The 23,078-nt window shown below is 63.3% G+C and carries 24 protein-coding genes; 14 read left to right on the forward strand and 10 right to left on the reverse strand.

Translation table 11 applies throughout. From position 1 onward, the window contains the following. Positions 1-79: 79 nt before the first annotated feature. On the forward strand, positions 80-1,291 hold the full coding sequence (locus tag HNO82_RS18700) for an ABC transporter substrate-binding protein (RefSeq protein ID WP_175344718.1): 1,212 nt from the start codon (positions 80-82) through the stop codon (positions 1,289-1,291). A gap of 148 nt (positions 1,292-1,439) precedes the next feature. On the opposite strand, the gene HNO82_RS18705 is transcribed toward HNO82_RS18700, so the two are convergent. From HNO82_RS18705 to yihA, 4 genes are all read right to left on the reverse strand, one after another. Further along, positions 1,440-1,901, reverse strand: a complete 462-nt coding sequence (locus HNO82_RS18705) for a carboxymuconolactone decarboxylase family protein (protein WP_008334185.1) — start codon at positions 1,899-1,901, stop codon at positions 1,440-1,442. A gap of 123 nt (positions 1,902-2,024) precedes the next feature. Beyond that, positions 2,025-2,987, reverse strand: coding sequence for an RNA polymerase sigma factor SigJ (gene sigJ, locus HNO82_RS18710; RefSeq protein WP_175344719.1), 963 nt, complete (start codon positions 2,985-2,987; stop codon positions 2,025-2,027). Between the two features lie 26 nt (positions 2,988-3,013). Beyond that, positions 3,014-4,033: a porphobilinogen synthase gene (hemB, locus tag HNO82_RS18715; protein ID WP_175344720.1), complete on the reverse strand. Its 1,020-nt coding sequence runs from the start codon at positions 4,031-4,033 to the stop codon at positions 3,014-3,016. Between the two features lie 291 nt (positions 4,034-4,324). Further along, complete coding sequence (gene yihA, locus HNO82_RS18720) at positions 4,325-5,059, reverse strand: ribosome biogenesis GTP-binding protein YihA/YsxC (protein WP_175344721.1); 735 nt, start codon at positions 5,057-5,059, stop codon at positions 4,325-4,327. A 204-nt stretch (positions 5,060-5,263) separates the two neighbouring features. Here yihA and HNO82_RS18725 point away from each other — a divergent pair, with 204 nt between their 5' ends. The 5 genes from HNO82_RS18725 (at position 5,264) to HNO82_RS18745 (ending at position 10,974) form a co-directional block, all read left to right on the forward strand. Further along, entirely contained in the window at positions 5,264-5,926 is a 663-nt protein-coding gene (locus HNO82_RS18725) for a c-type cytochrome (RefSeq protein WP_008334189.1), read from the forward strand. A gap of 283 nt (positions 5,927-6,209) precedes the next feature. Beyond that, positions 6,210-8,375 (forward strand): cytochrome c biogenesis protein ResB, encoded by a 2,166-nt coding sequence (locus HNO82_RS18730; RefSeq protein ID WP_008334191.1) that lies wholly within the window; start codon positions 6,210-6,212, stop codon positions 8,373-8,375. A 78-nt stretch (positions 8,376-8,453) separates the two neighbouring features. Further along, positions 8,454-9,608: a c-type cytochrome biogenesis protein CcsB gene (gene ccsB, locus HNO82_RS18735; RefSeq protein ID WP_008334198.1), complete on the forward strand. Its 1,155-nt coding sequence runs from the start codon at positions 8,454-8,456 to the stop codon at positions 9,606-9,608. Positions 9,609-9,667: 59 nt separating this feature from the next. Continuing rightward, on the forward strand, positions 9,668-10,315 hold the full coding sequence (locus tag HNO82_RS18740) for an HAD family hydrolase (protein ID WP_008334199.1): 648 nt from the start codon (positions 9,668-9,670) through the stop codon (positions 10,313-10,315). Between the two features lie 68 nt (positions 10,316-10,383). Further along, the gene (locus HNO82_RS18745; RefSeq protein WP_175344722.1) at positions 10,384-10,974 is read left to right on the forward strand and encodes a GNAT family N-acetyltransferase; all 591 of its coding nucleotides are present in this window, start codon (positions 10,384-10,386) and stop codon (positions 10,972-10,974) included. Positions 10,975-11,007: 33 nt separating this feature from the next. On the opposite strand, the gene HNO82_RS18750 is transcribed toward HNO82_RS18745, so the two are convergent. Further along, positions 11,008-11,181 carry a hypothetical protein gene (locus HNO82_RS18750; protein ID WP_175344723.1) on the reverse strand — a complete coding sequence of 58 codons (174 nt, stop codon included), beginning with the start codon at positions 11,179-11,181 and terminating at the stop codon, positions 11,008-11,010. A gap of 228 nt (positions 11,182-11,409) precedes the next feature. On the opposite strand from HNO82_RS18750, the gene HNO82_RS18755 reads away from it, so the two are divergent. After that, positions 11,410-11,664: a hypothetical protein gene (locus HNO82_RS18755; protein ID WP_008334201.1), complete on the forward strand. Its 255-nt coding sequence runs from the start codon at positions 11,410-11,412 to the stop codon at positions 11,662-11,664. Positions 11,665-11,829: 165 nt separating this feature from the next. Here HNO82_RS18755 and HNO82_RS18760 read toward each other — a convergent pair whose 3' ends face one another. The 5 genes from HNO82_RS18760 to HNO82_RS18780 form a co-directional block, all read right to left on the reverse strand. Beyond that, entirely contained in the window at positions 11,830-12,834 is a 1,005-nt protein-coding gene (locus HNO82_RS18760; RefSeq protein WP_008334202.1) for an NAD(P)H-dependent glycerol-3-phosphate dehydrogenase, read from the reverse strand. A gap of 17 nt (positions 12,835-12,851) precedes the next feature. After that, the gene (locus tag HNO82_RS18765) at positions 12,852-13,301 is read right to left on the reverse strand and encodes an SH3 domain-containing protein (protein ID WP_008334203.1); all 450 of its coding nucleotides are present in this window, start codon (positions 13,299-13,301) and stop codon (positions 12,852-12,854) included. A gap of 118 nt (positions 13,302-13,419) precedes the next feature. Next, positions 13,420-13,914 (reverse strand): protein-export chaperone SecB, encoded by a 495-nt coding sequence (gene secB / locus HNO82_RS18770; protein ID WP_008334205.1) that lies wholly within the window; start codon positions 13,912-13,914, stop codon positions 13,420-13,422. Between the two features lie 51 nt (positions 13,915-13,965). Continuing rightward, entirely contained in the window at positions 13,966-14,226 is a 261-nt protein-coding gene (gene grxC, locus HNO82_RS18775) for a glutaredoxin 3 (protein ID WP_008334207.1), read from the reverse strand. Next, positions 14,223-14,636, reverse strand: coding sequence for a rhodanese-like domain-containing protein (locus HNO82_RS18780; RefSeq protein ID WP_008334209.1), 414 nt, complete (start codon positions 14,634-14,636; stop codon positions 14,223-14,225). The genes grxC and HNO82_RS18780 overlap by 4 nt, the downstream gene beginning before the upstream one ends. A 159-nt stretch (positions 14,637-14,795) precedes the next feature. Here HNO82_RS18780 and gpmA point away from each other — a divergent pair, with 159 nt between their 5' ends. From gpmA to HNO82_RS18815, 7 genes are all read left to right on the forward strand, one after another. After that, complete coding sequence (gpmA, locus tag HNO82_RS18785) at positions 14,796-15,542, forward strand: 2,3-diphosphoglycerate-dependent phosphoglycerate mutase (RefSeq protein ID WP_008334213.1); 747 nt, start codon at positions 14,796-14,798, stop codon at positions 15,540-15,542. Between the two features lie 137 nt (positions 15,543-15,679). Beyond that, positions 15,680-17,047 (forward strand): murein hydrolase activator EnvC family protein, encoded by a 1,368-nt coding sequence (locus tag HNO82_RS18790; protein WP_175344733.1) that lies wholly within the window; start codon positions 15,680-15,682, stop codon positions 17,045-17,047. 3 nt (positions 17,048-17,050) lie between these two features. Beyond that, positions 17,051-18,547, forward strand: coding sequence for a S41 family peptidase (locus tag HNO82_RS18795; RefSeq protein WP_175344724.1), 1,497 nt, complete (start codon positions 17,051-17,053; stop codon positions 18,545-18,547). 83 nt (positions 18,548-18,630) lie between these two features. Further along, positions 18,631-19,386 carry a HesA/MoeB/ThiF family protein gene (locus HNO82_RS18800; protein WP_008334218.1) on the forward strand — a complete coding sequence of 252 codons (756 nt, stop codon included), beginning with the start codon at positions 18,631-18,633 and terminating at the stop codon, positions 19,384-19,386. Positions 19,387-19,830: 444 nt separating this feature from the next. Further along, on the forward strand, positions 19,831-20,316 hold the full coding sequence (gene dksA, locus HNO82_RS18805; protein WP_175344725.1) for an RNA polymerase-binding protein DksA: 486 nt from the start codon (positions 19,831-19,833) through the stop codon (positions 20,314-20,316). Positions 20,317-20,395: 79 nt separating this feature from the next. Beyond that, entirely contained in the window at positions 20,396-20,797 is a 402-nt protein-coding gene (locus HNO82_RS18810) for a hypothetical protein (protein ID WP_175344726.1), read from the forward strand. 181 nt (positions 20,798-20,978) lie between these two features. Next, on the forward strand, positions 20,979-23,051 hold the full coding sequence (locus HNO82_RS18815) for a TonB-dependent receptor (protein WP_175344727.1): 2,073 nt from the start codon (positions 20,979-20,981) through the stop codon (positions 23,049-23,051). Positions 23,052-23,078 lie beyond the last annotated feature (27 nt).

A 23,078-nucleotide genomic window follows, 5' to 3' on the forward strand; every position in this document is an offset into this window, starting at 1 on the left:
CCCGCAAGACCTTCCCCGCACTCGATTGCGGGGTCGCAACAAGAACGACATTCCAAGACCCCTAGAGGAGGAGACCCCCATGACCGCATTCATCCGGCGCGCCGCGCTGTCGGCCGCCTGTGCCCTGCTGGGCGCAGCCACCCTGCCATCCGCTCACGCGGCGGGCGACACCATCAAGATCGGCTTCATCACCGACATGTCTGGCACCTATGCTGACTTCGACGGCCAGGGCGGTGTCGAAGCCATCCGCATGGCCATTGCCGATGCCGGCGGCACCATCAACGGCAAGAAAGTGGAACTGGTCTTTGCCGACCACCAGAACAAGGCCGACATCGCCGCCAACAAGGCCCGCGAATGGTTTGACCGCGACGGCGTGGACATGCTGGTGGGCGGGGTGAATTCGGCGGCCAGCCTGGCCATGGGCAAGGTGGCGGCCGAAAAGAAGAAGATCTTCCTCTCCGTCGGAGCCGGCACCACGCGCCAGACCAACGAGGAATGCAATGCCTACACCATCCAGTACGCTTACGACACCACGGCTCTGGCGCGAGGCACGGGCGCGGCCATCACGCGCCAGGGCGGCAAGTCCTGGTATTTCCTGACGGCGGACTATGCCTTTGGCACCTCGCTGGAAAAGGACACCAGCGACGTCGTCAAGAGCAATGGCGGTAACGTCGTGGGCGCGACGCGGGTGCCGCTGGCGACCTCGGATTTCTCGTCCTTCCTGTTGCAGGCGCAGTCGTCCAAGGCCCAGATCCTGGGCCTGGCCGTGGCCGGTGGTGACGTCATCAATGCCATCAAGGCCGCCAATGAATTCGGCGTGAACAAGACCATGAAGCTGGCCGGGCTGCTGATCTTCATCAACGATACCCATTCGCTGGGCCTGCAACTGACCCAAGGGATGTACCTGACCGATGGCTGGTACTGGGACCTGAACGACCGGAGCCGCGCCTGGGCCAATCGTTATTTCCTGAAGATGAAGAAGATGCCCTCCATGTTCCAGGCCGGCGACGCTTCGGCCGTGGGCCAGTACCTGAAGGCGGTCAAGGCCGTGGGCAGTACCGATGCCGATCAGGTCATGGATTACCTGCGCAAGCATCGTATCGATGATTTCTTCACCAGCAATGGCGTGGTGCGTCCGGACGGCCGCATGGTGCACGACATGTACCTGATGGAAGTGAAGAAACCTTCCGAATCCAAGCGTCCCTGGGATTACTACAAGCTGGTGCAGACCATCCCCGGCGAGCAAGCCTACATGACCAAGGCCGAATCCAAATGTGCACTGTGGAAGTGAGCGCACCGACGTAATCAAATCAAGCCGGGTGGCGCGCGTGATGCCGCCGCCCGCCAGTTTTTGAGCAAGAAGTCTGATGTGGATCGGACCATGTTCAACGCATCCCGGGTGACCGGGGTGCGTTTTTTTTCGCCTGGGCGCCGATGGCTCAGGTGCGACGCGCCACTTGCGGGCGCATGGCCACACCCAGGCGATTCCAGGCGTTGATGATGGCGACCGCGAAGGTCAGGTTGGCGATCTCGGTATCGCTGAAATGCTCTTGCAGTTGGGCGAAGGCGGCATCTTCCTTGTCGGCGTCCTGCTGGTGCAGGTGGGTGAAGCGCTCGGCCCAGTTCAGCGCGGCGCGCTCGGCGTCGGTGAAGAAGGGGATTTCGCGCCAGGCCGCCAGGGTGTTGAGGCGCTGCTGGTCTTCGCCTTTCTGCAGCAGGTCATGGGAGTGCATGTCCACGCAGAAGGCGCAGCCGTTCAGTTGCGATACGCGCAGGAATATCAGTTCCAGCAGCTTGGGATCGACACCGCTCTGGTGGACCACCTCGCTGGCCTTGAGCAGGCCATTGAAGGCGGGTGCGGCGAGCTTGGCATGGGGCAGACGTTGCTTGAAGTCGGACATGAGGATTCTCCATCGGGGAAAAGGTGACAACGACGCCAATCGCCGCTGTTCCCCTTCTAGACGGAGTGGGCTCGCCCCTTGTGACAGATTCGATCAAAAATAAATGAAGAAATCTGAAAAATCTCAGGGCGGCGTGTTCTGCTGGACGATGGCGGCCAGCTTGTCGGGGTTGCGCACCACATAGATGGCGTGGATGCGCAGGCCATCCGATTCCAGCACCTGGGCCGATTCCAGCGCGCCATCGACGTAGCGCAGCAAGCCCGGGCTACCGTTGATCCAGGCCGCGCGATAGACGATGCGCTGGGCGAAGCGCCGCACGTTGGCGTAGTAGAGCCAGGAGATGCGCTCGCCACCGGCCAGCGGGTGCGGGAACGAGGCCACCTTGTCGCCACCGTCGCCGATCAGGCGCGCATCCTCGGCCAGCAGGCCCAGCATGGCCTCGCGCTGGCCGCTTTGCACGGCCTGCATGAATTTCTCCAGCAGCAGGGCGTGGGTTTCGCGCGTGACGGGGCTGGAAGCGGCGCGTACTGAGGTGCGGGTGATGCCATCGGCCTCCTGTCGCGCCAGCCGCTCGCGGGCGCGATGCACCAGCTGGCGGCAATTGGCTTCGGACTTCTGGAGGATGGCGGCGATGTCGGGGTAGTCGTTGTCAAATACTTCACGTAGCAGGAAAGCCGCGCGTTCCTCGGGCTTGAGGCGCTCCAGCAGCAGCAGGTAGGCGAAGGAAACGTCACTTTGCTGTTCCAGCAGGGCTTCCGGCGAGGGGGCCAGGCGGGCCGCGCCGAACAGGTCGATCTCCGGCGTCGGGTCGGCCAGGCCCACCAGCGGCTCCGGCAGCCAGTGGCCGACGTAGTGCTGGCGCTCCTGCTGCAGCTGGCGCAGGCGGTCGATGCACAGGCGCGTGACCACCGTGACCAGCCAGGCTTCGGCCGAGTCGAGCACCGACTTGTCCTGGGCGTGCCAGCGCAGCCAGGCGTCCTGCAGGACGTCGTCGGCCTCGCTGCGCGAGGCCAGCATGCGGTAGGCCACGCCGAACAGGCGTGGCCGCAGCTGTGTGAACAGGGCGAGTACGGGATCGTCGGTCATCGGCCGGGCCTGGGGTGGCAGAGGGATCAGCCCTGCTTGAGCTTGCGCGCGATGTCCAGCGCGAAGTAGGTCAGCACGCCATCGGCGCCGGCACGCTTGAAGGCCATCATGGCTTCCATCATGGTCTTGTCGTGGTCCAGCCAGCCATTCTGGGCGGCGGCCTTGATCATGGCGTATTCGCCGCTGACCTGGTAGGCGAAGGTGGGCACGCGGAATTCATCCTTCACGCGGCGCACGATGTCCAGGTAGGGCATGCCGGGCTTGACCATGACCATGTCGGCGCCTTCCTGCAGGTCCAGCGCCACTTCGCGCAGGGCTTCGTCGCTGTTGGCCGGATCCATCTGGTAGGTGGATTTGCTGCCCTTGCCCAGGTTGGCGGCCGAGCCGACGGCGTCGCGGAAGGGGCCGTAGAAGGCCGAGGCGTACTTGGCCGAGTAGGCCATGATGCGGGTGTAGATGTGGCCTTGGGCTTCCAGCATGGCGCGGATGGCGGCGATGCGGCCGTCCATCATGTCCGAGGGGGCCACCACGTCCACGCCGGCATCGGCCTGGGTTTGCGCCTGCTTGACCAGCAGCGCGATGGTTTCATCGTTGAGGATGTAGCCGGTCTCGTCGAGCACACCGTCCTGGCCGTGGCTGGTGTAGGGGTCCAGCGCTACGTCGCACAGCACGCCCAGTTCGGGGAAGCGCTCCTTGAGCGCGCGCACCACGCGCGGCACCAGGCCGTCGGGGTTGGTGGCTTCGATGCCGTCAGGCGTCTTCAGGGCCGGATCGATCACCGGGAACAAGGCCAGCACCGGCACGCCCAGCTTGACGCATTCCTCGGCCACCGGCAGCAGCGCATCCAGCGACAGGCGCTCCACGCCCGGCAGCGAGGCCACGGGCGTGCGCAGGTTCTGGCCTTCCTGCACAAAGACCGGATAGATCAGGTCGGCGCTGGTGATGACGTTTTCGGCCATCAGGGCGCGCGAGAAGGCGTCGCGGCGCATGCGACGCATGCGCAGGGCAGGGTAGCCGGCGTTGGAACTGAAATCGGTCAAGGACATAGGTCAGCTTTCAAAAATTAGATGTTATTTGAGGCGATCTTGGAATTATTTCGAGACAAATATCGCTATCTTCGGAGATTTGATTCCTTTGATTGCAAATCCGCCCAAATTTCCGCGACTTACATTATCTTGGCTGCAGGTGATTTTTTCACCTCCCGCTTCCCCTTCCCTCCCTGAGCGGGGCTGATCGCGCAAGCGAAAAGCGTTCTTCCCCGGAGAATTTCCCTGTTCTCCGGGGTTTTTTTATTCATGCGTTGTACTCCGTTTGCAGGGATTCTGCCTTGTCGGCGATCAGGCTTGCGGGGTTTCGGGCTGGGTCCCGCCTTTTCCTTCACCTTGGGCCTGGTCCACCGGTGTGGCGGCGTCGTTGAGACCGGCCAGTTCAAGGATCTTGTCGTTGGCTTCTTCGAGACCGATGCGCTTCAAGGCCGAGAACAACTGGGCCGTGAAGGGGAAGGGCTGGCCATGCTCATCCACATAGCTGCTCAGGTAGGTCTGGGCCTGGCGCAGGGCATTGGTGGATTCGTTGCGGTTGAGCTTGTCGGCCTTGCTCAGGATGCAATGGATGGGTTTGCCGGTGGGGGCGAACCACTCGATCATCTGGATATCCAGATCGGTGAAGGGGCGCCGCGAATCGACGATCATCACCAGTGCCGCCAGCTGTTCGCGCTGGCGCACGTAGTCACCCAACAAGGCTTGCCAGTGATGCTTGGCCGAGCCGGACACTTCTGCATAGCCGTAACCGGGCAAGTCCACCAGCATGGCGCGGATCTCGTCGGGGCGCGCCTCGTCATTGCGGTGCTGGCCCACATGGGCGCCGCCCAGCGAGAAATAGTTGATGTGCTGGGTACGTCCCGGCGTCTTGGAGGCAAAGGCCAGGCGCTTCTGGTTGCACAGCACGTTGATGGCGCTGGACTTGCCGGCGTTGGAACGGCCGGCGAAGGCGATTTCCGGCACACTGGTCTTGGGCAGGTCCCGCAGGTGATTGACGGTGGTGAAGAAACGGGCTTGCCAAAGTTGCGACATGGTGGGGGGAAATCCGAAAGAGGAGGGAAAAACGCGGAGAAGCTATTGTACAATGGCCCGAAACCCAACGCCTCGTTGACGCCAGGCAAGCAAAAAATATGGCGGCCGTTGGAGACAGGTCAAACAACAGGCATTTGGGCAGGGGGCAGCCAGCCGCCGAACGGGCAAAATCTCTCAATTCCACAATAAGTATTAGGGTGACGAATGAACCGTGCCTTTTCCCCACTGTTGTATACCGTTCTTGCTGCCGTGCTGGCAGTGTCCTCGGCGGCCCATGCGGCCGATGACAAGAAAGCCCCGATCAAGGCCGACCCGGCCAAGGGGGAAGCCCTCTACACCAATGGCGACAATGCCCGCAACATCGTGGCCTGCGTGTCCTGCCACGGCGCGGCCGGCAATTCGACCATCACCCAGAATCCCAAGCTGGCGGGCCAGCACGAGGCCTACATCGCCAAGCAGCTGCTGAACTTCCGCACGCCCGAGCGCAACAATCCCGTGATGTCACCGATGGCCAAGGCGCTCTCGGATGAAGACATCCACAACATCGCCGCCTACCTGGCGGCCCAGGCACCCAAGCCGGGCGCGGCCAAGAACAAGGACACCATCGACCTGGGCAAGCACATCTGGCGCGCCGGCATCGCCGCCAAGAACGTGCCGGCCTGTGCCGGCTGCCACAGCCCCAACGGCGCCGGCATCCCGGCCCAGTATCCGCGCCTGGCTGGCCAGCACCAGGACTACACGGTGGCCCAGCTGACCAACTTCCGGGGCGGTGCCCGGTCCAACAGCGTCCAGATGAACGCCATCGCCGATCGCCTGTCGGACAAGGAAATCAAGGCCGTGGCCGACTACATCGCCGGCCTGAAGTAATCAGGCACCGCCGCCAGACGGTGCGGGTCAGGAAAGGGGCGGCCGACGTGCCGCCTTTTTTCATGTGGATTGACGTACATCGTAGTGCCGGGGCGCCGTTGCACGGCATGATGGCCTTTGGCCGGACCAGATAAGCGTCCCGACATACCCGGGTTACGCAGGCGCGTATCACGGACTTTCTCCCGGAGCGGTAGAATTCCGGGTTCGCATCGCTTTGCCTGCTGGCAAGGAGATCCCCCCAAGGTAAGCGGAACCGGCAGGCCCGGTCCGGTAAGGCAGGAATATGACGACGGGCAGCAGTACCCAAGGAATCCAGATCAGGACCCGCCAGCGCTGGCTGGGCGAGGCCGTGGAACTGATCTCATCGATGCGCTTTGCGATCAGCCTGCTCACGCTCATTGCCATCGCCTCGGTGATCGGCACCGTGATGAAGCAGAACGAACCCATGCCCAACTACGTGAACCAGTTCGGCCCGTTCTGGTTCGAGATCTTCGGCAAGCTGGGTTTGTATGCGGTGTATTCGGCCTGGTGGTTCCTGTTGATCATGGGTTTCCTGGTGCTGTCGACCTCGCTGTGCATCGCCCGCAACGGCCCCAAGATGCTGCGCGACATCAAGAGCTGGCGCGACAACGTACGCGAGCAGTCACTGCGCAATTTCCATCACAAGCATGAGTGGACCACGGCCGAAGCGCCGGCCGACGCCGCTGCCCGGCTACGGCGCCAGGTGGGCGCGCGCGGCTACAAGACCAGGCTGGCCGACAAGGAAGGCGGCATGCTGCTGGCGGCCAAGCAGGGGGCGGCCAACAAGTGGGGCTACATCTTCGCCCACGCCGCCATCGTCATCATCTGCCTGGGCGGCCTGCTCGATTCGGACTTGCCGATCCGCTTCCAGCAATGGTTCTACGGCAAATCGGCCTTTGCCGGCAATGGCATCATTTCCGAGATTCCCGAACGCTATCGCCTGGGCCTGAACAATCCGACTTTCCGTGGCAACACCTTGATTCCGGAAGGTTCCAGCAGCAGCACCGCCATCATCCCGCAGAAGGATGGCGTGATGATCCAGGACCTGCCCTTTACCATCCAGTTGAAGCGCTTCATCATCGACTTTTACTCGACCGGCATGCCCAAGCTCTTCGCCAGCGAAGTGGTGGTGCGCGACCACGAAACCGGCAAGGAGACCGCCGCCACCATCAAGGTCAACGAACCGCTGATCTATCACGGTGTGGCGATCTACCAGTCCAGCTTCGAGGACGGCGGCAGCAAGCTCAAGCTGGTTGCCTATCCGATGCGCGGCGGTAGCAACAGCCACTTCGACCTGTCCGGCGAAGTCAACGGCAGCACGCCGCTGCCGGCGGGCATGGGCGATTACACCATCGAATGGAGCGGTTTCCGTCCGTTCAACGTGGAGAACATGCAGGCGGCCGCTTCCGGCCAGACGTCGGGCCCGACTGCGGGCGATGCCCGTGCGGTCAATGTCGGCAAGAGCGTCAATGGCGGCTTCATCGCCGATCTCGACAAGCATCTCGGCTCCGGTGCCAAGAACGCCAACAGCAAGGACTTCAAGAATGTCGGTCCGAGCGTGCAATACAAGCTGCGCGACAAGACCGGGCAGGCGCGCGAATATTTCAACTACATGCAGTCGCTGCCCATTGATGGCGCCGACGTCTTCCTGGCCGGCATGCGCGAGCAGCCCGACCAGCCGTTCCGCTACCTGCGCATTCCCGCCGATGACAACGACAGCGTGGCCGAATGGATGCGCCTGCGCGCCGCCCTGGCCAATCCCTCCCTGCGCGAGGAAGCGGCGCGCCGCTACGCCCGCCAGGCCATCAGCAACGGACGCGACGCTTCACCCGTGCTGCGCGAGCAACTGGAGCAGTCGGCCCTGCGCGGCCTGAGCATCTTTGCCGGTGACGGCAAGGTCTCCGGCTACATCGCCGTGACGCGCTTCCTGGAGCAACTGCCAGCCGCCGAACAGGAAAAGGCCGCCGACATCTTCATGAAGATCCTCAACGGCAGCATGTGGGAGTTGTGGCAAGCCGCGCGCGCCCAGGATGGTCTGGGCCCGGTGAGCAGCGACGAGAAACATGGCCGCTATCTGCAACTGGCCATCAATGCCCTGGCCGATGCGGCCTTCTACCCGGCGCCGGTGTTCCTGCAACTGACCAGCTTCCAGGAGATCAAGGCCTCGGTGCTGCAGGTGACGCGCTCGCCCGGCAAGAAGGTGGTCTACCTCGGTTGCCTGTTCCTGGTGCTGGGCGTGTTCTCGATGCTGTACATTCGTGAACGACGCCTGTGGATCTGGATCAAGCCCGGCCCCGAGGGGCAGGGCAGCCAGGCGCTGCTGGCCATGAGCACGCAGCGCCGCACGCTGGACTTCGACAAGGAATTCGAACAGATGAAGGGTCGTCTGACCGGTGCGGGACCATCCGCCCCAGGTCCCTCGGCCTAGATCCCTCATGCCGCCGGGCTCCGGCGGGAACCCCCGGCGCGCGCAGCATGGTCCGGGACAGCAGTATTGGAGAACGCAATGGAATTGACTCAAGCAAACCAGGCCTACGAGCAAGAGCAAGGCTATTTCCGGCGCCTCGGCATCGTCGACTGGATCTATGCTGCCGCGCTGGTGGCAGCATCGCTGTATGCCTTGGGACGCTTCGGCGGCTACATGGACTATTACGAGAAGGCCGTGCTGCTGCTGGCCGCTCCCACCTTCGCCGGGCTGGGCTGGCACTGGAAGCCGGTACGCCTGCTGATGCTGGTGATCGCGGTGCTCTCGCTGGGTGCCATTGCCATGTATGGTGGCGCGCTGGAAATGGCCGACAAGAAATTCTTGCTGAAATACCTGCTCTCCAGCCAGTCCGCCATCCTCTGGATGAGCGCGCTGTTCTGCCTGTCCACCCTGTTCTACTGGGGCGGCCTGGCCACCACCGCCGGCACCGGCAGCGCGATCGGCTCACGCCTGTGCTGGTCCGCCGTGGTGCTGGGCTTCACCGGCATGATGGTGCGCTGGTATGAGTCCTACCTGATCGGTGCGGATGTGGGCCACATCCCGATTTCCAATTTATATGAAGTTTTCGTCCTGTTCTGCCTGATCACGGCGCTTTTCTACCTGTACTACGAAGAACGTTACGCAACGCGCCAGCTCGGCGCCTTCGTGCTGACGGTCATCACGGCGGCGGTGGGTTTCCTGATGTGGTATACCGTGTCCCGGGATGCGGCCGAGATTCAGCCGCTGGTGCCGGCCCTGCAGAGCTGGTGGATGAAGATCCACGTGCCGGCCAACTTCATCGGCTACGGCACCTTTGCCTTGGCTGCCATGGTGGCGGTGGCCTATCTGCTGCGCGAGCGAGGTATCCTGGCCGACCGCCTGCCCACGCTGGAGGTGCTCGATGACGTGATGTACAAGGCCATTGCAGTCGGCTTTGCCTTCTTCACCATCGCCACCATCCTCGGTGCACTGTGGGCGGCCGAGGCCTGGGGGGGATACTGGTCCTGGGATCCGAAGGAAACCTGGGCCCTGATCGTCTGGCTCAACTATGCGGCCTGGCTGCATATGCGCCTCATGAAGGGCCTGCGTGGGCGGACCGCAGCCTGGTGGGCGCTGGTAGGCTTGCTGGTGACGACCTTCGCCTTCCTGGGCGTGAACATGTTCCTCTCGGGCCTGCATTCCTACGGCGAACTTTGATGGCGTCGGCGGCTCCTTGAAGAGGGCGGCCCCCGCCTTCTGAATCACAAGGAGCAACGATGAAGCACCCCTCTGCCGCGCCGGAACTGGTCATCTTCGACTGCGACGGCACCCTGGTCGACAGCGAAGTGGTGGCCGCGCGTGCCTGGTCCGAATATGTCGCCGGGTATGGCGTCGTACTCAGTCCCGAGGAAGCGCTGGCGCGCTTTCGCGGGGTGAGCATGAAGTGGTGCATCTCGCATATCGAGCAATTGAGCGGCCAGGCACTGCCGGGGCATTTCGAGCAGGAGTTGCGCGCGCGCATGGGCGTCATGCTGGAGCGGCACCTGCAACCCATCAGCGGTGCCCTGGAGATGGTGGAGCAGCTGCATCTACCCTTCGCCCTGGCCTCCAATGCCCCGCATCACAAGATCGAGCTGTGCCTGCGGGTCACCGGCCTGCTGCCGCATTTCGCCGGCCGTATCTTCAGTGCCTACGACGTGCAGCGCTGGAAACCCGATCCTGCCCTGTTCCTGTTCGCCGCCGAACGCCTGGGGGTGGCCCCGCAGCGCTGCGCGGTGGTGGAAGACAGCCTGCCGGGCGTGCAGGCCGGACTGGCAGCGGGCATGCAGGTGATCGCCCTGCAGGAGCATGGCGTGCATCCGGAGATGCCGGAGGAGGTGGCGGTCATCACCCATCTGGCGCAGTTGCGTGCGCAACTGGGCTGACCGCAGGGACAGTTCCCGCTGCGCCCGATTTCGGTAAGATCAGCAAGAAACTTCACCCAACGGTTCCCATGCTCCGCTCCCTAGACCGCGAACGGCAAATCATCCATTGCGACCGCGCCATTGAAGTGCGTCCGCTGGGCCTGCGCGAGGCCCCGGCGCTGTATGACGCAGTACACCAGTCGCGCGCCGCCATCAGCCGGTGGGAAGCCTGGTGCACGCCCGAATACGGCCTGCTGGATGCCAAGCTGTTCCTGCAACGTTCCATCGAGCAATGGCATGTTCACGCGGCCTACGACTTCAACATCATCGATCGCAGCAACGGCCTGGTGATCGGCTCGGTGGCCATCAACCAGGTCAGCCAGCTGAACCAGATGGCCAACTTGGGCTACTGGGTGCGCGAGGGTTATACCGGGCGTGGCATCGCCGCCCTGGCCGCGCGGGCGGCGGCGGCCTTCGCCTTTTCCCGGGCCGGCCTGACCCGGCTGGAAATCGTGGCCCAGGCCGGTAACCTGCGCAGCCAGCGGGTGGCCGAGAAGGCTGGAGCCACGCTGGAATGCCTGGCCCGCAATCGCCTGGTCTTTCATGGCGAACCACGCGATGCGAAGATTTTTTCACTGGTGCCGGCCGACCTGGGGCTGCTCGTTCCTGTGCATCCATGAACCGTCACGGCGCCAGACCCTCCAGCAGTTGAGTCATTCTTCGTCGCTTTTTTGTCGCGAAAACTGAAGGAAGATACGTTTCGCAACACTTTTTTTCTCTATTTTTGTTGAGTAAAAGCGCACGGCGCGGAGCAATCTGACAGCGCCGTCAGCGTTGATGGATGCGGGTTTGCGCCGTTTGTGCACAGCCGCAAAGGATTGTTTCACGCAAGTAATTTCAATTTGGCTGACAAAATACTGACTTTTCGCGTATTCCAAAATGCGGTTCGGGCGTTACATACCTAAAGCGCTGTCAAGAAACGTAGCGCTTGTGTATCTGGAGCAGTCTCCCGGAATCAAGTTGGCAGGCAACATCTTCCGGGGCGCTGCGTGTTCTTCCGAACAACAACTCAGGATGGAAGAACGTTGAGCGTCAGCGACGTAAGAGGAAATACGATGCAAGCCATACAACGCAACAAGACCACGAACAATAACCACGCCGGCCGCGCCGCCCAGCAATACGTCATGGGCGGGGACGCGCGCAGTTCCCGTCTGGCCAAGCGCCTCAAGGGCGCCGAAGCCGCCCGTCAGGACGATGACTGCAGTGCGCGTTACGACAAGATCTCCAAGCAGATGGATGACGCGCTCGAAGGCGGTTCGCCGCAGCGCTTCAAGCGCCCCAAGATGGAAAGCGACATCATCGCGCGTTGAGGCAGGTCGGATTCAGGCGGTTTGCAGCCTGGATCCCGGTGAATCCCCGCGTGATAAAAAAAACAGCCGGAGGCATGTCTGCTCCGGCTGTCATTTTCTTGGCTTTACTTGCGCAGTGAGGATTGGTGAATCTCCCGCCCGGATGGAGGCGCGGGAAAGGCATGTCTACAGGCTTTCCTCGCGCGGGTCCCGCGCCAGCAGCCGGGCCACCATGTCCTGCACCGATACCCCGTCGAACAAGGCCGCCGCCACCGCATCGGTGATCGGCATCTCGATCCCTTTTTCGTGCGCCAGGGCGCGCACGGCCTGTGCGCAGCGCACTCCCTCGGCCACGTGACCGAGTTCGGCGACGATATCTTCCAGCTTCTTGTTCTGTGCCAACCCGAGTCCCACGCGCCGGTTGCGCGAGAGGTCGCCGGTGCAGGTGAGGATCAGGTCGCCCACGCCCGATAGTCCCATGAAGGTTTCTGCACGCCCACCCAGCGCTACGCCGAGTCGGGTGATTTCGGCCAGGCCGCGGGTGATCAAGGCGGCGCGGGCGTTCAAGCCCAGTTGCAGGCCGTCGGCCACGCCGGTGGCGATGGCCAGGATGTTCTTGACCGCGCCACCGATCTCCACGCCCACCAGGTCATCGCTGGAATAGATGCGGATGTTGTTGCCGTGCACGGCTGCGACCGCGCGTTCGCACAGGGCCGCGTCGGCACCGGCGATGGTCAGTGCGCAGGGCAGGCCGCGCGCCACTTCCTGGGCAAAGGAGGGCCCGGAGAGTACGCCGGCGGCCAGCGTCGAACCCAGTACTTCCTGCACCACCTGATGCGGCAGCAGGCGCGTACCTTCTTCCAGTCCCTTGCACAGCCAGACCAGGTTGGGGATGGGATAGGCGCGCAATTGTCCGGCCAGCTCACGCAGGCCCGACACCGACGAGGCCGCAATAAGCAGCGAATCTTCAGGCTCGTCGCAGACGTGCCGCACGGCGGCATCGAAATCCGAACTCACCGTCAGTTCAGGCGGCAGCGCAAATCCCGGCAGGTACAGACTGTTCTCGCGCTGCAGGCTGGCGTGCTGCATGGCCTGGGCATTGCGTCCCCACAGCACGACCTGGTGCTTGCGGGCCAGGGGAATGGCCAGCGCAGTACCCCACGCGCCAGCGCCCAGAATGGAGATCTTCATTGTCGCTGCTTCTTCGCTCAATCGCCCCAGACCTCGCCGGCCTTCACGAAGCCGCTCTGGCCATCGCGGTGGCGCACCTTGACCCAGCCATTGTTGGGACTTTCCAGCATCTCCAGCAGGACCGACTTGTCGGCGGTGAAGACCACCGGGCTGCTCTCATCGGCGGCGCCGAAGATGCGCGCATTGGCCACCGAGACCACCAGCATGCGCTTGGGCGTGAGCGCCTTGGAGGAGATCCAGGACAGCGTACCGGCGGCATCCCGTACCTTGCTCCATTCACCGTAGGTCAGCACCACCTCGACCGGCATGCCGCGCGGCGCCACGTAGACGCGGCGACCCTTTTCGGAGGGCGCGTCGTACATGATGGCAGGCGAGGCGCCGACCGACTTGAAGTCCAGGGCCAGGGCGTCCTTGGCCATGAAGCCACCGAGCAGGGTAGCGCAAAGAATCAGGGGAAGGCGTTTCATCGTGAAGGTCTCCGCAGAAGGGAAAGCGCCGCAGCACAGGCTGCGGCGGCTTGTTGTCGTACCGGGCTGCCGCCGGGGATGCGGGGCGCCCGGCAGGCGGACAGCGGGTGAAGTCCGATCAGTTGACGGCGTTGGAGCCGTTGTTGACCAGGGTGGCGCCTTGCTGCTCGGCCAAGGCCTGCAGGCGTTGCTGGTAGAACACCTCGAAGTTGATCTCGGCCAGGTGCACCGGCGGGAAGCCGGCGCGGGTAATGGCGTCGGCGATGTTGGCACGCAGGTACGGATAGATGATGTTGGGGCAGCCGATGCCAAGCAGCGGGTCCAGCTGTTCAGCGGGCACGTTGCGGATCTCGAAGATGCCGGCCTGCTTGCCCTCGACCAGGAAGGCCACCTTGTCCTTGACCTTGGCGGTGACGGTGATGGTCACGGTCGATTCGAACACGCCTTCAGCCAGCGCTTCGGCACCGACGTCCACCGACACTTCGATCGAAGGCGCTTCCTGTTCCAGGAAGATGGCCGGGGAATTCGGCTGTTCCAGCGACAGATCCTTCAGGTACACGCGCTGGATCTGGAAAACGGGTTGCTGTTGGGCTTCTTGGTTCTGTTCCGACATGGATCTCTTTCAGGTTCGGTGAATCGATAGGGGGAGTTTGCTGCCCTGGCATCAAGCCTGCAGCAGCGGGTCCAGCTTGCCGGCGCGGTCCAGCGCGCTCAGATCATCGAAGCCGCCGACATGGGTGTCGCCGACATAGATCTGGGGCACGGTGCGGCGGCCGGTCTTTTGCATCATCAGCTCACGCTGCTGAGGGTCGAGATCCACGCGGATCTTCTCGATCTGCGTGATTCCCTTGCTGGCCAGCAGACGCTCGGCCATCATGCAGTACGGGCACACGGCGGTGCAGTACATGGTTACGGAAGCGCTCATTTGGCCTCCTTGGTGGTCAGCGGCAGGCCCTGGCCCTGCCAGGCGGCGATGCCGCCGTTCAGGCCGTAGACCTCGGTGAAGCCGGCCTTCTTCAGCGAAGCCTCGGCGCGGTTGGCCTGGGTGCCGGTCTGGCAGACCACGATGACCGGGCGGGCCTTGAGCTTGTCGAGCTCGCCGATGCGCTGCGGCAACTCTTTCAGGGGGATGTTGCGGGCGTCGCGCAGGTGGCCGGCGGCGAATTGCTCGGCCTCACGCACGTCCAGCACCAGTACCTTGCCCTGGTTGAGCATCTGCGTGGCCTGCAGCAGGCTCAGCTTGTTGCCGCGCTGCTGCAGGTAGGGAACCAGCAGCGCACCGCCGGAGACCAAGGCCAGGGCGATCAGGAAAATATTGTCGATGATGAATTTCACGGCAGTCCAATGAGTTTACTGAATCCCGGCATTATAAAATAGAAGCATTCGCGGTTTGCATTCGGACCGAACAGTCTAGTCTACGGCTTGTATCCGGTTTCGCGTAGTCGATCTTTAGGGCAGCCGCAGCGGTTTATCCATCATCAATCTAGTCCTGCTATGTACAAAATCGTATTCATGCGCCACGGCGAATCGACCTGGAACCTGGCCAACCGCTTCACCGGCTGGGTCGATGTCGACCTGACCGAGAAGGGCGTGGCCGAAGCCCGCCAGGCCGGCAAGCTGCTCAAGGAAGCCGGTTTCTCCTTCGACCTGGCCTATACCTCAGTGTTGAAGCGCGCCATCCGCACCCTCTGGACCACGCTGGACGAAATGGACCAGATGTACATCCCGATCAAGAACGACTGGCGCTTGAACGAACGCCACTACGGCGCCCTGCAAGGCTTGAACAAGGCCGAGACCGCCGCCCAGTATGGCGACGAGCAGGTGCTGGTCTGGCGCCGCAGCTACGACACCCCGCCCAATCCCCTGACCCCGGGCGAAGAGCGCGACGCGTTTGGCGATGCCCGCTACGCCGGTCTCTCGCGCGAGCAGGTGCCGCTGACCGAGTGCCTCAAGGACACCGTGGCCCGCGTGCTGCCGGCCTGGAATGACGCCATCGCCCCGGCCATCCGCGCCGGCAGGCAGATCATCATTTCGGCCCACGGCAACAGCCTGCGTGCCCTGATCAAGTATCTGGACGGCATCAGCGATGACGATATCGTCGGCCTGAACATCCCCAACGGCCAGCCGCTGGTCTATGAACTGGATGCCGACCTCAAGCCCATCAAGAGTTACTATCTGGGCGACCAGTCCGCCATCGAGGCAGCCCTCAAGGCGGTGGCCAATCAAGGGAAGTCGAAATAAAACTGCGTTTCTCCAGCAAGACGCCGGCCGCACAGGCGGCGTCCCTTACCGTCAAGTGCATTCCACCGGCGCGTTCGGCCCTGTTGTCGGGCGCGCCGCGAGTCGCTGTGCGCTTGCTCTCGGCGCTGGCGGCGGGCATGCTGCTGTGCGCTGCGGTGCAGGGCCAACCGCTCACCGAGCGCACTCGGCAGAAGCAGGCCGCCGAGAAGGAGCAGGCCGACCTGCAACAACGCCTCGCCGCGCTCAAGCGCGATATCGACCAGACCGAAACCGCCAAGGACAATGCCGCCGACGCGCTGGCGGCCTCGGAACAGGCCATTTCCAAGGCCAATCGTTCACTGCGCGATCTGGCACAGGAACAGCAGGCCACCGAAGCGCGCCTGGCGCAACTGGTCAAGCAGTTGAACGAACTGACCGTGCTGGTCAACGCCCAGCAGGCGCAGCTCTCCAGGCTGCTGCGCGAGCAATACGTAGCCGGCAATGAGGACCGCATCAAGCTGCTGCTCTCCGGTGACAATCCCAATCGCATCAACCGCGAGCTGCAGTACATGGGCTATGTCTCGCAGGCCCAGGCCAGGCTGATCGACACCTTGCGCGCCAACCAGCAGGCGATCCGCGCCAACAAGGCCGACACCCAGAACGCCAAGTTCGAACTGGAAGAAATCGCCCAGGAAGAACTGGAGCAGAAGAAAGTGCTGGAACGCGAAAAGGGCCGTCGCCAGGCCCTGTTGACGCAGCTGTCCACCAAACTCAATGCCCAGCGCCAGCAAGCCGGCCATCTCGAGCAGGACCAGCGGCGTCTGTCCAGCCTGGTGGACAAGCTGGCGCAGATCATCGAGCAGCAGAAAAAGGCCGAAGCCGAAGCCCGCGAGAGACGTCGTCAGGAACAATTGGCCAAAGCCAGGGCCGAACGCGAGAAGCGTCTGGCCGAACAGCGCGCCCGCGCCGAGAAGCGCGCCGCCGAAGCGGCCCGGGCCGCCAGGGAAGGCAAGCCGGCACCGAAGATGCCCGATCCGGCCGACGCCATCGATGATGACGAACCGCCGCAACAGGCCTCACTGGGCCGCAACGATACCCTGCCCGAGCTGCAGGCGGACAATTTTGGCAAGCCCTTTGCCAGCCTGCGCGGACAATTGCACCTGCCGGTCAAGGGTGAACTGATGTCGAAATTCGGCACCCGTCGCGGCGACGGACCGGCCAGTCGTGGCCTGTTCATCCGCGCCCCTGAAGGGGCCGAAGTGCGCGCGGTGGCGGCAGGACGGGTGGTCTTCGCGGATTGGTTGCGCGGGTTTGGCAATCTGATCATCGTGGACCACGGCAACCAGTACATGACGATTTACGGCAACAACCAGTCGGTATTGAAACGCGCCGGCGACCTGGTCAAGGCCGGGGAAACCATCGCTACTGCAGGCAACAGCGGCGGTAATGAGCAATCGGGTTTATACTTTGAAATGCGGTATCAAGGCCGCGCATTCGACCCACAGGGGTGGGTAACTTCTAGGTGACACATGGGCAGCAAACTCAAGAATATCAGTTTGATCGGTTTGGGCATGGTGGCTGGAGCCACTGCGATGATTCAGTTCGACGCCATCGCGCAAAAGAATGCAACGGCGTCGCTGCCCCTGGAGGAGCTGCGCCAGATGGCCGACGTATTCGGTCTCATCAAATCGGATTACGTCGAGCCGGTCGATGACAGGAAGCTGTTGACCGAAGCCATTTCCGGCATGGTCGCCTCGCTCGACCCGCACTCCGCCTATCTGGACAAGAAGGCTTACAAGGAGCTGCGCGAAGGGACCATGGGCAAGTTCGTGGGCCTGGGCATCGAGGTCGGCATGGAGGACGGCTATGTCAAGGTCATCTCTCCCATCGAGGATTCGCCGGCTTTCCGCGCCGGCATCAAGGCCGGTGACCTGATCACCCGTCTGGACAGCACCCCGGTCAAGGGCCTGACCCTGGACGAAGCCGTCAAGAAGATGCGCGGCGAACCCAACACCAAGATCACCCTGACGATTGCCCGCAAGGACGAAGACAAGCCCATCATCCTGACCATCACCCGCCAGGAAATCCGTGTGCAGAGCGTCAAGTCCAAGGTGGTCGAGCCCGGTTATGCCTGGGTGCGCGTGACCCAGTTCCAGGAACCGACGGTGGACGACATGTCCAAGAAGCTCGCTGCCATCTACGCCCAGGAACCCAACCTGAAGGGCCTCGTGCTGGACCTGCGCAATGACCCGGGTGGCGTGCTGCCGGGCGCCATCGGCGTGGCCGCGACCTTCCTGCCCAAGGATTCGGTGGTGGTCTCCACCAACGGCCAGCTTCCCAGCTCCAAGCAGACCTTCTACGCCAAGCGCGAATACTACGCTTCCAACCCGCTGTCGGATCCGCTGTCGCGCCTGCCGGATGCCATCAAGAAGGTACCGATGGTGGTTCTGATCAACAGCGGCTCGGCGTCGGCCTCCGAAATCGTGGCCGGCGCCCTGCAGGATTACAAGCGCGCCACCATCATGGGCACGCAGTCCTTCGGCAAGGGTTCGGTGCAATCGGTGATCGCGCTGCCGCCCGAGAAGAACACCGCGGTCAAGCTGACCACCGCCCGTTACTACACGCCCAAGGGCCGTTCCATCCAGGCCCGTGGCATCGTGCCGGACATCATGGTGGACGAGTATCCCGATGGCGATGGCTTGAACGGCCTGCGCCTGCGTGAGGCCGATCTCTCCAAGCACCTCACCAACGACACGGACAAGTCCGCCGAGGTCAAGGCGCAATCGATGGATGAACAGTCCGAAGAACGCCTGATCGCCGCCGAGAAGAAGCGCAAGCCGCTGGAGTTCGGCAGCAAGGACGACTTCCAGCTGATGCAGGCCCTGAACCAGCTCAAGGGCTTGCCGGTCAAGGTCTCCAACGCCAAGCCCGAAGTGCGCAACGAAGAAGGCAAGAACGCCACCCCGGTCAAGGACGAGCGCCGTGACAACAAGGCGCCGGCCGAGAAGATCGATACCACCAAGTAATACGCCGCCTCCGGGCAGGCACATCGGGCCGCTAGCACTTGCCAGCGGCCCTTTTTTTCATATCAATCAGGGCAGATCTGACGATGGATGACCAACAGTTGCTGCGCTACTCGCGCCACATCCTGCTCGACGAGATCGATATCGAAGGCCAGACCCGCCTGCTGCAAGGTCATGCGCTGGTGATCGGAGCCGGCGGCCTGGGCTCGCCGGCGGCCATGTACCTGGCCTCGGCCGGCATGGGCCACATCACCCTGGTCGATCACGACACCGTCGACCTGACCAATTTGCAGCGCCAGATCATGCACACCACCGAGCGCGTGGGCCAGCCCAAGGTGCAATCCGGTCGCCAGGCGTTGCAGCAGATCAACCCCGGCGTGCAGGTCACCGCCCTGGCCGAACGGGTCGAGGGGGAGCGCCTGCAGGCCCTGGTGGCCGCAGCCGACGTGGTGCTGGACTGCAGTGACAACTTCGCCACCCGCCACGCCATCAACCGCGCCTGCGTGGCGGCGGGGGTACCGCTGGTATCGGGCGCGGCGATCCGTTTCGATGGCCAGGTCAGCGTGTTCGACCCGCGTCAGGACGCCAGTCCCTGCTATGCCTGCCTGTTCCCGCCGGAGCGTGAATTCGAGGAAGTGCAATGCGCGACCATGGGCGTGTTTTCGCCGCTGGTGGGCATCATCGGCACCATGCAGGCGGCTGAGGCCATCAAGCTGGTGGCCGGCATTGGCCGTTCGCTGGCCGGGTACCTGCTGATTCTGGATGCGCGCGAGATGGAGTGGACCCGCATTGCCATCGGACGCGACCGCCAGTGCCCGGTGTGCGCCCGGCGACACGGATAATCACGGCGCCCGCAGGCCGCACGCTTCGCCGCTTCCATCCTGCCCCGTTCTTCTGGTATAAACACGGATGGATGTTGCAATGCAAATAGCATGCCGCATGCGCCAGGCTGATGTTCGGAACGACGACAATTCATAAGCGCGATCAGCCCGCCCCGCCTAGCCCGTCACAGGGGAAGTCATGAACCGCTCCATGAACCGGACCGCTGGCCGCACGTCGCCCCCCGCCATGATGGCACCCGGGCCGCTGCGCCAAAGGCTTGGCATCCGGAATCGTTGGTGTACAATCCTTGACCGCGAAAAAGCGTGCGCCATCCGCAGCGCCGCGGCCTGGAGACACCGGGCGGGCCAGCCGATCGCGTCAACGTCAATCGAAGAGGTGCCAACGCGGCAAGGGAAGTGGATTCACAAGCGACCTGTTCCGGCAGCCGTGCATCAGCCGGGATAATGGATATAGTTGAAAAACCCGTAGTATTGAAAGTAAGCGAAGTGGCAACCAAGACTCCCAAAACTACCCCTGCAGCGCAGTTGCTGACCGAGGAACAGATCCTCAAGATGGACGAGAAGGACTACATGAACGAAGCGCAGCTTGCTTTCTTCAAGGCCCGTCTCCAGCAGCTGGAAAAGGATCTGCTCAAGAACGCGGACGAAACCACCGAACACCTGCGCGAAACCGTGCTGGTGCCGGACCCGGCCGACCGCGCCACCATCGAGGAAGAACACGCCCTGGAACTGCGCACCCGCGACCGCGAGCGCAAGCTGCTCAAGAAGGTGCAGCAATCCATCGTGGCCATCGACAATGGCGAGTACGGCTGGTGTGAAGAAACGGGTGAACCGATCGGCATCCCCCGCCTGCTGGCGCGTCCGACCGCGACCCTGTCGCTGGAAGCCCAGCAACGCCGCGAACTGAAGCAGAAACTCTACGGCGACTGATCCTCGCCACGCACGATGACGCCTGCGCCTTGCGGTGCGCAGGTGCAGTGCCGCTGTCGTTTTTACCTGGTACTGTCCCATGAACCGTCTGCGCGCCCTGCGAAGCTCCACCGTCATCGCCTTGCTGGCGATGTCGCTGTTGTTCGCGCAGATGCTGGGTTTCGTGCACGGGATTGCGCACGCCGGCTGGGCACCGGGAACGGTCCATTCGCTGATCAGCGAAGCCCTGTTCGATGAGGGCGAGGAGGCACATGCCGAACTCGCTGCCGCCGATGGGCAGCCTGCCCATCACCACCATGCCCACGACCTGCACCACTCCTGCGTCGCCTATGATGCGGCCGCCCTGTCGGCGGGTGCATACTTTGATTTTCCTCCCCTGCCGCTGTTGCCGCCGGTGCGCGTACTGGCCCTGTGGCAGGCCTTCGCGTCCTGGGACGCCCCGCTGAACTGCCATTTCTTCTCGCGCGCCCCGCCGCGCTGAATTCCTTCCTCCTGCAAGACCCTCATGACTGGTTACCGGTTGTCCCTCGCGCATCCGTGCGCGGCGTTGCGTCGTCCTGACGCCGCCGCGCGTGATCGCGTGCCGACGGCCGGTGTATCCGCGCCGCCCCGTCACCCTCACGACAGAGCGGGCGGCGCTTCGTGCACAACAAGGAATTCACATGGCTCTTCAACGCCAACACATTGCCTCGGCTGTCCTCACGGCCCTGGCGGCCTGGTCTGTTTCCGCTGCAGCGCAGACTGCAGACAGCACCGCTGCCACTACCAATACCGCTAACACCGCCAATACTTCTACAACCCCTGCGGCCCAACCGGCCCTGCAACCCATCGTCGTCACCGCCACCCCCTTCGCCTCGGAGGAAGATGTGCAGGTGCTGGCACCGGCCAAGGTCATTACCGGTGACGAACTGCGCAACAAGCTTGGCAATTCGCTGGGTGACACGCTCTCCAACGAACTGGGCGTATCGGCTTCGGCCTTCGGTGCCGGGGCTTCCCGTCCCATCATCCGCGGCATGGAAGGGCCGCGCGTGATGATTCTGCAGAACGGCATGGGCGTCTCCGACGTCTCCACCGTCTCCAACGACCATGCGGTCGCCACCGAAGCGGCCACTGCCCGCCAGATCGAGATCCTGCGTGGTCCGGCGGCGCTGCTGTATGGCTCGGGTGCCATCGGCGGCCTGGTCAACGTGGTCAATGACCGTATCCCCACCGAGCTGGTCGGCAAGCCCACCGGCACCGTCGAAGGACGTTACGGTACGGTTGACGGCGAAAAGAACAGCTCTTTCTCGCTGGATACCTCGGCCGGCCAGATCGGCCTGCACCTGGACGGCAACTATCGCGACACCGACAACTACAAGATCCCGGGTAACGCCCGCCAGGGCGACAGCAGCAGTGCCTCGGGCCGCCTGCCCAACTCCTTCACGCATGAGACCAGCCTGGGTGCCGGCATTTCCTACGTGACCAACTGGGGCTACATCGGCCTGTCGGCGGCGACCCTGGATGATCACTACGGTATCCCGACCGATGAAATGTCCTTCATCGACCTGCACCAGAACCGCTACGACCTCGACACCGTGGTCAACCAGCCCTTCGCCGGTATCGAGAAGTTCCGGGTCCGCATGGGTTACACCGACTACACCCACATCGAGAAGGCGCAGGATGGTACGCCCAACACGGTCTTCTCCAACCGCTCCCAACAGACCCGCTGGGAGCTGACGCACGCACCCCTGGCCGGCTGGCACGGCACCTTCGGCGTGCAGACCGAGCAGAGCAACTACTCGGCCCTGACACCCGATACCGGCGTGTCCGAACTGACCCCGCCGACCCGCTCATCCTCCTTTGCCGGCTTCCTGGTGGAAGAACGCCAGTTTGGCCAGGTGCTGGCCAGCGCCGGCCTGCGCGCCGAGAGCGTGAGCCGGCGTCCGGACAGCGGCAGCGGCCTGCCGGGACGCAATTTCAGCCTGATCTCCTGGTCCACCGGTGGGCTGTGGAGCTTCCAGCCCGGTTACGGCCTGGGCCTGACCTACTCCTTCGCCCAGCGTGCGCCGACGGTAGAGGAGCTGTACTCCAACGGTCCGCATGAATCGACCTCGACCTACGACATCGGCGACAACCAGTTGAAGAAGGAAACGTCACACAACATCGAACTGAGCCTGCAGAAGACCGAGGGGTTGGTGCGCTGGAAGGGCAACGTGTTCCGCAACAAGGTCAATAACTACATCTACGGCCGGACCAATGGCCAGGTGGACGATACCGGCACGGCCGATGCCAATGGCGAGTTCACGCAGCGCTTCTGGTCGCAGGGCGACGCCACCATTCGCGGCGTGGAAGCCGAGGTCACCTACAACTGGAATGGCGAAGGCGTCTCCGGCCGGGTCTTTGCCGATACCTCGCGCGGTACGCTCGACAACCAGGGCAATCTGCCCCTGCAGCCGGCCACCCGCTATGGCATCGAACTGGGCTACAAGACCGGCCCCTGGGCCAGCGGCGTGAAGGTCTTGCGCGCGCAAAAGCAGGATCGCCTGGCGTCCTTCGAAACCTACGAGACCCCGTCCTACACCCAGCTGGACGCCAACCTGTCCTACACCCAGCGCCTCAACGGCGTGAAGCTGACCTGGTTCGCGCTGGCCCGCAACCTGCTGAACCAGGACATCCGCCTGTCCACCTCGGTGCTGCGCGAGACGGTACCGCTGGGGGGCCGCAACTTCATCGTGGGGGTACGCACCGCTTTTTGACCGATATGAATGAAACGTCAGCTGCCT

Source organism: Herbaspirillum sp. C9C3, from assembly GCF_013359625.1.
Lineage (GTDB): Bacteria > Pseudomonadota > Gammaproteobacteria > Burkholderiales > Burkholderiaceae_D > Herbaspirillum.

Bases quoted from the DNA above. Each gene is read 5' to 3' on its own strand.
- HNO82_RS18700 (WP_175344718.1), top strand. From the start codon at position 80: ATGACCGCATTCATCCGGCGCGCCGCGCTGTCGGCCGCCTGTGCCCTG.
- HNO82_RS18705 (WP_008334185.1), bottom strand. From the start codon at position 1,901: ATGTCCGACTTCAAGCAACGTCTGCCCCATGCCAAGCTCGCCGCACCC.
- sigJ (WP_175344719.1), bottom strand. From the start codon at position 2,987: ATGACCGACGATCCCGTACTCGCCCTGTTCACACAGCTGCGGCCACGC.
- hemB (WP_175344720.1), bottom strand. From the start codon at position 4,033: ATGTCCTTGACCGATTTCAGTTCCAACGCCGGCTACCCTGCCCTGCGC.
- yihA (WP_175344721.1), bottom strand. From the start codon at position 5,059: ATGTCGCAACTTTGGCAAGCCCGTTTCTTCACCACCGTCAATCACCTG.
- HNO82_RS18725 (WP_008334189.1), top strand. From the start codon at position 5,264: ATGAACCGTGCCTTTTCCCCACTGTTGTATACCGTTCTTGCTGCCGTG.
- HNO82_RS18730 (WP_008334191.1), top strand. From the start codon at position 6,210: ATGACGACGGGCAGCAGTACCCAAGGAATCCAGATCAGGACCCGCCAG.
- ccsB (WP_008334198.1), top strand. From the start codon at position 8,454: ATGGAATTGACTCAAGCAAACCAGGCCTACGAGCAAGAGCAAGGCTAT.
- HNO82_RS18740 (WP_008334199.1), top strand. From the start codon at position 9,668: ATGAAGCACCCCTCTGCCGCGCCGGAACTGGTCATCTTCGACTGCGAC.
- HNO82_RS18745 (WP_175344722.1), top strand. From the start codon at position 10,384: ATGCTCCGCTCCCTAGACCGCGAACGGCAAATCATCCATTGCGACCGC.
- HNO82_RS18755 (WP_008334201.1), top strand. From the start codon at position 11,410: ATGCAAGCCATACAACGCAACAAGACCACGAACAATAACCACGCCGGC.
- HNO82_RS18760 (WP_008334202.1), bottom strand. From the start codon at position 12,834: ATGAAGATCTCCATTCTGGGCGCTGGCGCGTGGGGTACTGCGCTGGCC.
- HNO82_RS18765 (WP_008334203.1), bottom strand. From the start codon at position 13,301: ATGAAACGCCTTCCCCTGATTCTTTGCGCTACCCTGCTCGGTGGCTTC.
- secB (WP_008334205.1), bottom strand. From the start codon at position 13,914: ATGTCGGAACAGAACCAAGAAGCCCAACAGCAACCCGTTTTCCAGATC.
- grxC (WP_008334207.1), bottom strand. From the start codon at position 14,226: ATGAGCGCTTCCGTAACCATGTACTGCACCGCCGTGTGCCCGTACTGC.
- gpmA (WP_008334213.1), top strand. From the start codon at position 14,796: ATGTACAAAATCGTATTCATGCGCCACGGCGAATCGACCTGGAACCTG.
- HNO82_RS18790 (WP_175344733.1), top strand. From the start codon at position 15,680: ATGCTGCTGTGCGCTGCGGTGCAGGGCCAACCGCTCACCGAGCGCACT.
- HNO82_RS18795 (WP_175344724.1), top strand. From the start codon at position 17,051: ATGGGCAGCAAACTCAAGAATATCAGTTTGATCGGTTTGGGCATGGTG.
- HNO82_RS18800 (WP_008334218.1), top strand. From the start codon at position 18,631: ATGGATGACCAACAGTTGCTGCGCTACTCGCGCCACATCCTGCTCGAC.
- dksA (WP_175344725.1), top strand. From the start codon at position 19,831: ATGGATATAGTTGAAAAACCCGTAGTATTGAAAGTAAGCGAAGTGGCA.
- HNO82_RS18810 (WP_175344726.1), top strand. From the start codon at position 20,396: ATGAACCGTCTGCGCGCCCTGCGAAGCTCCACCGTCATCGCCTTGCTG.
- HNO82_RS18815 (WP_175344727.1), top strand. From the start codon at position 20,979: ATGGCTCTTCAACGCCAACACATTGCCTCGGCTGTCCTCACGGCCCTG.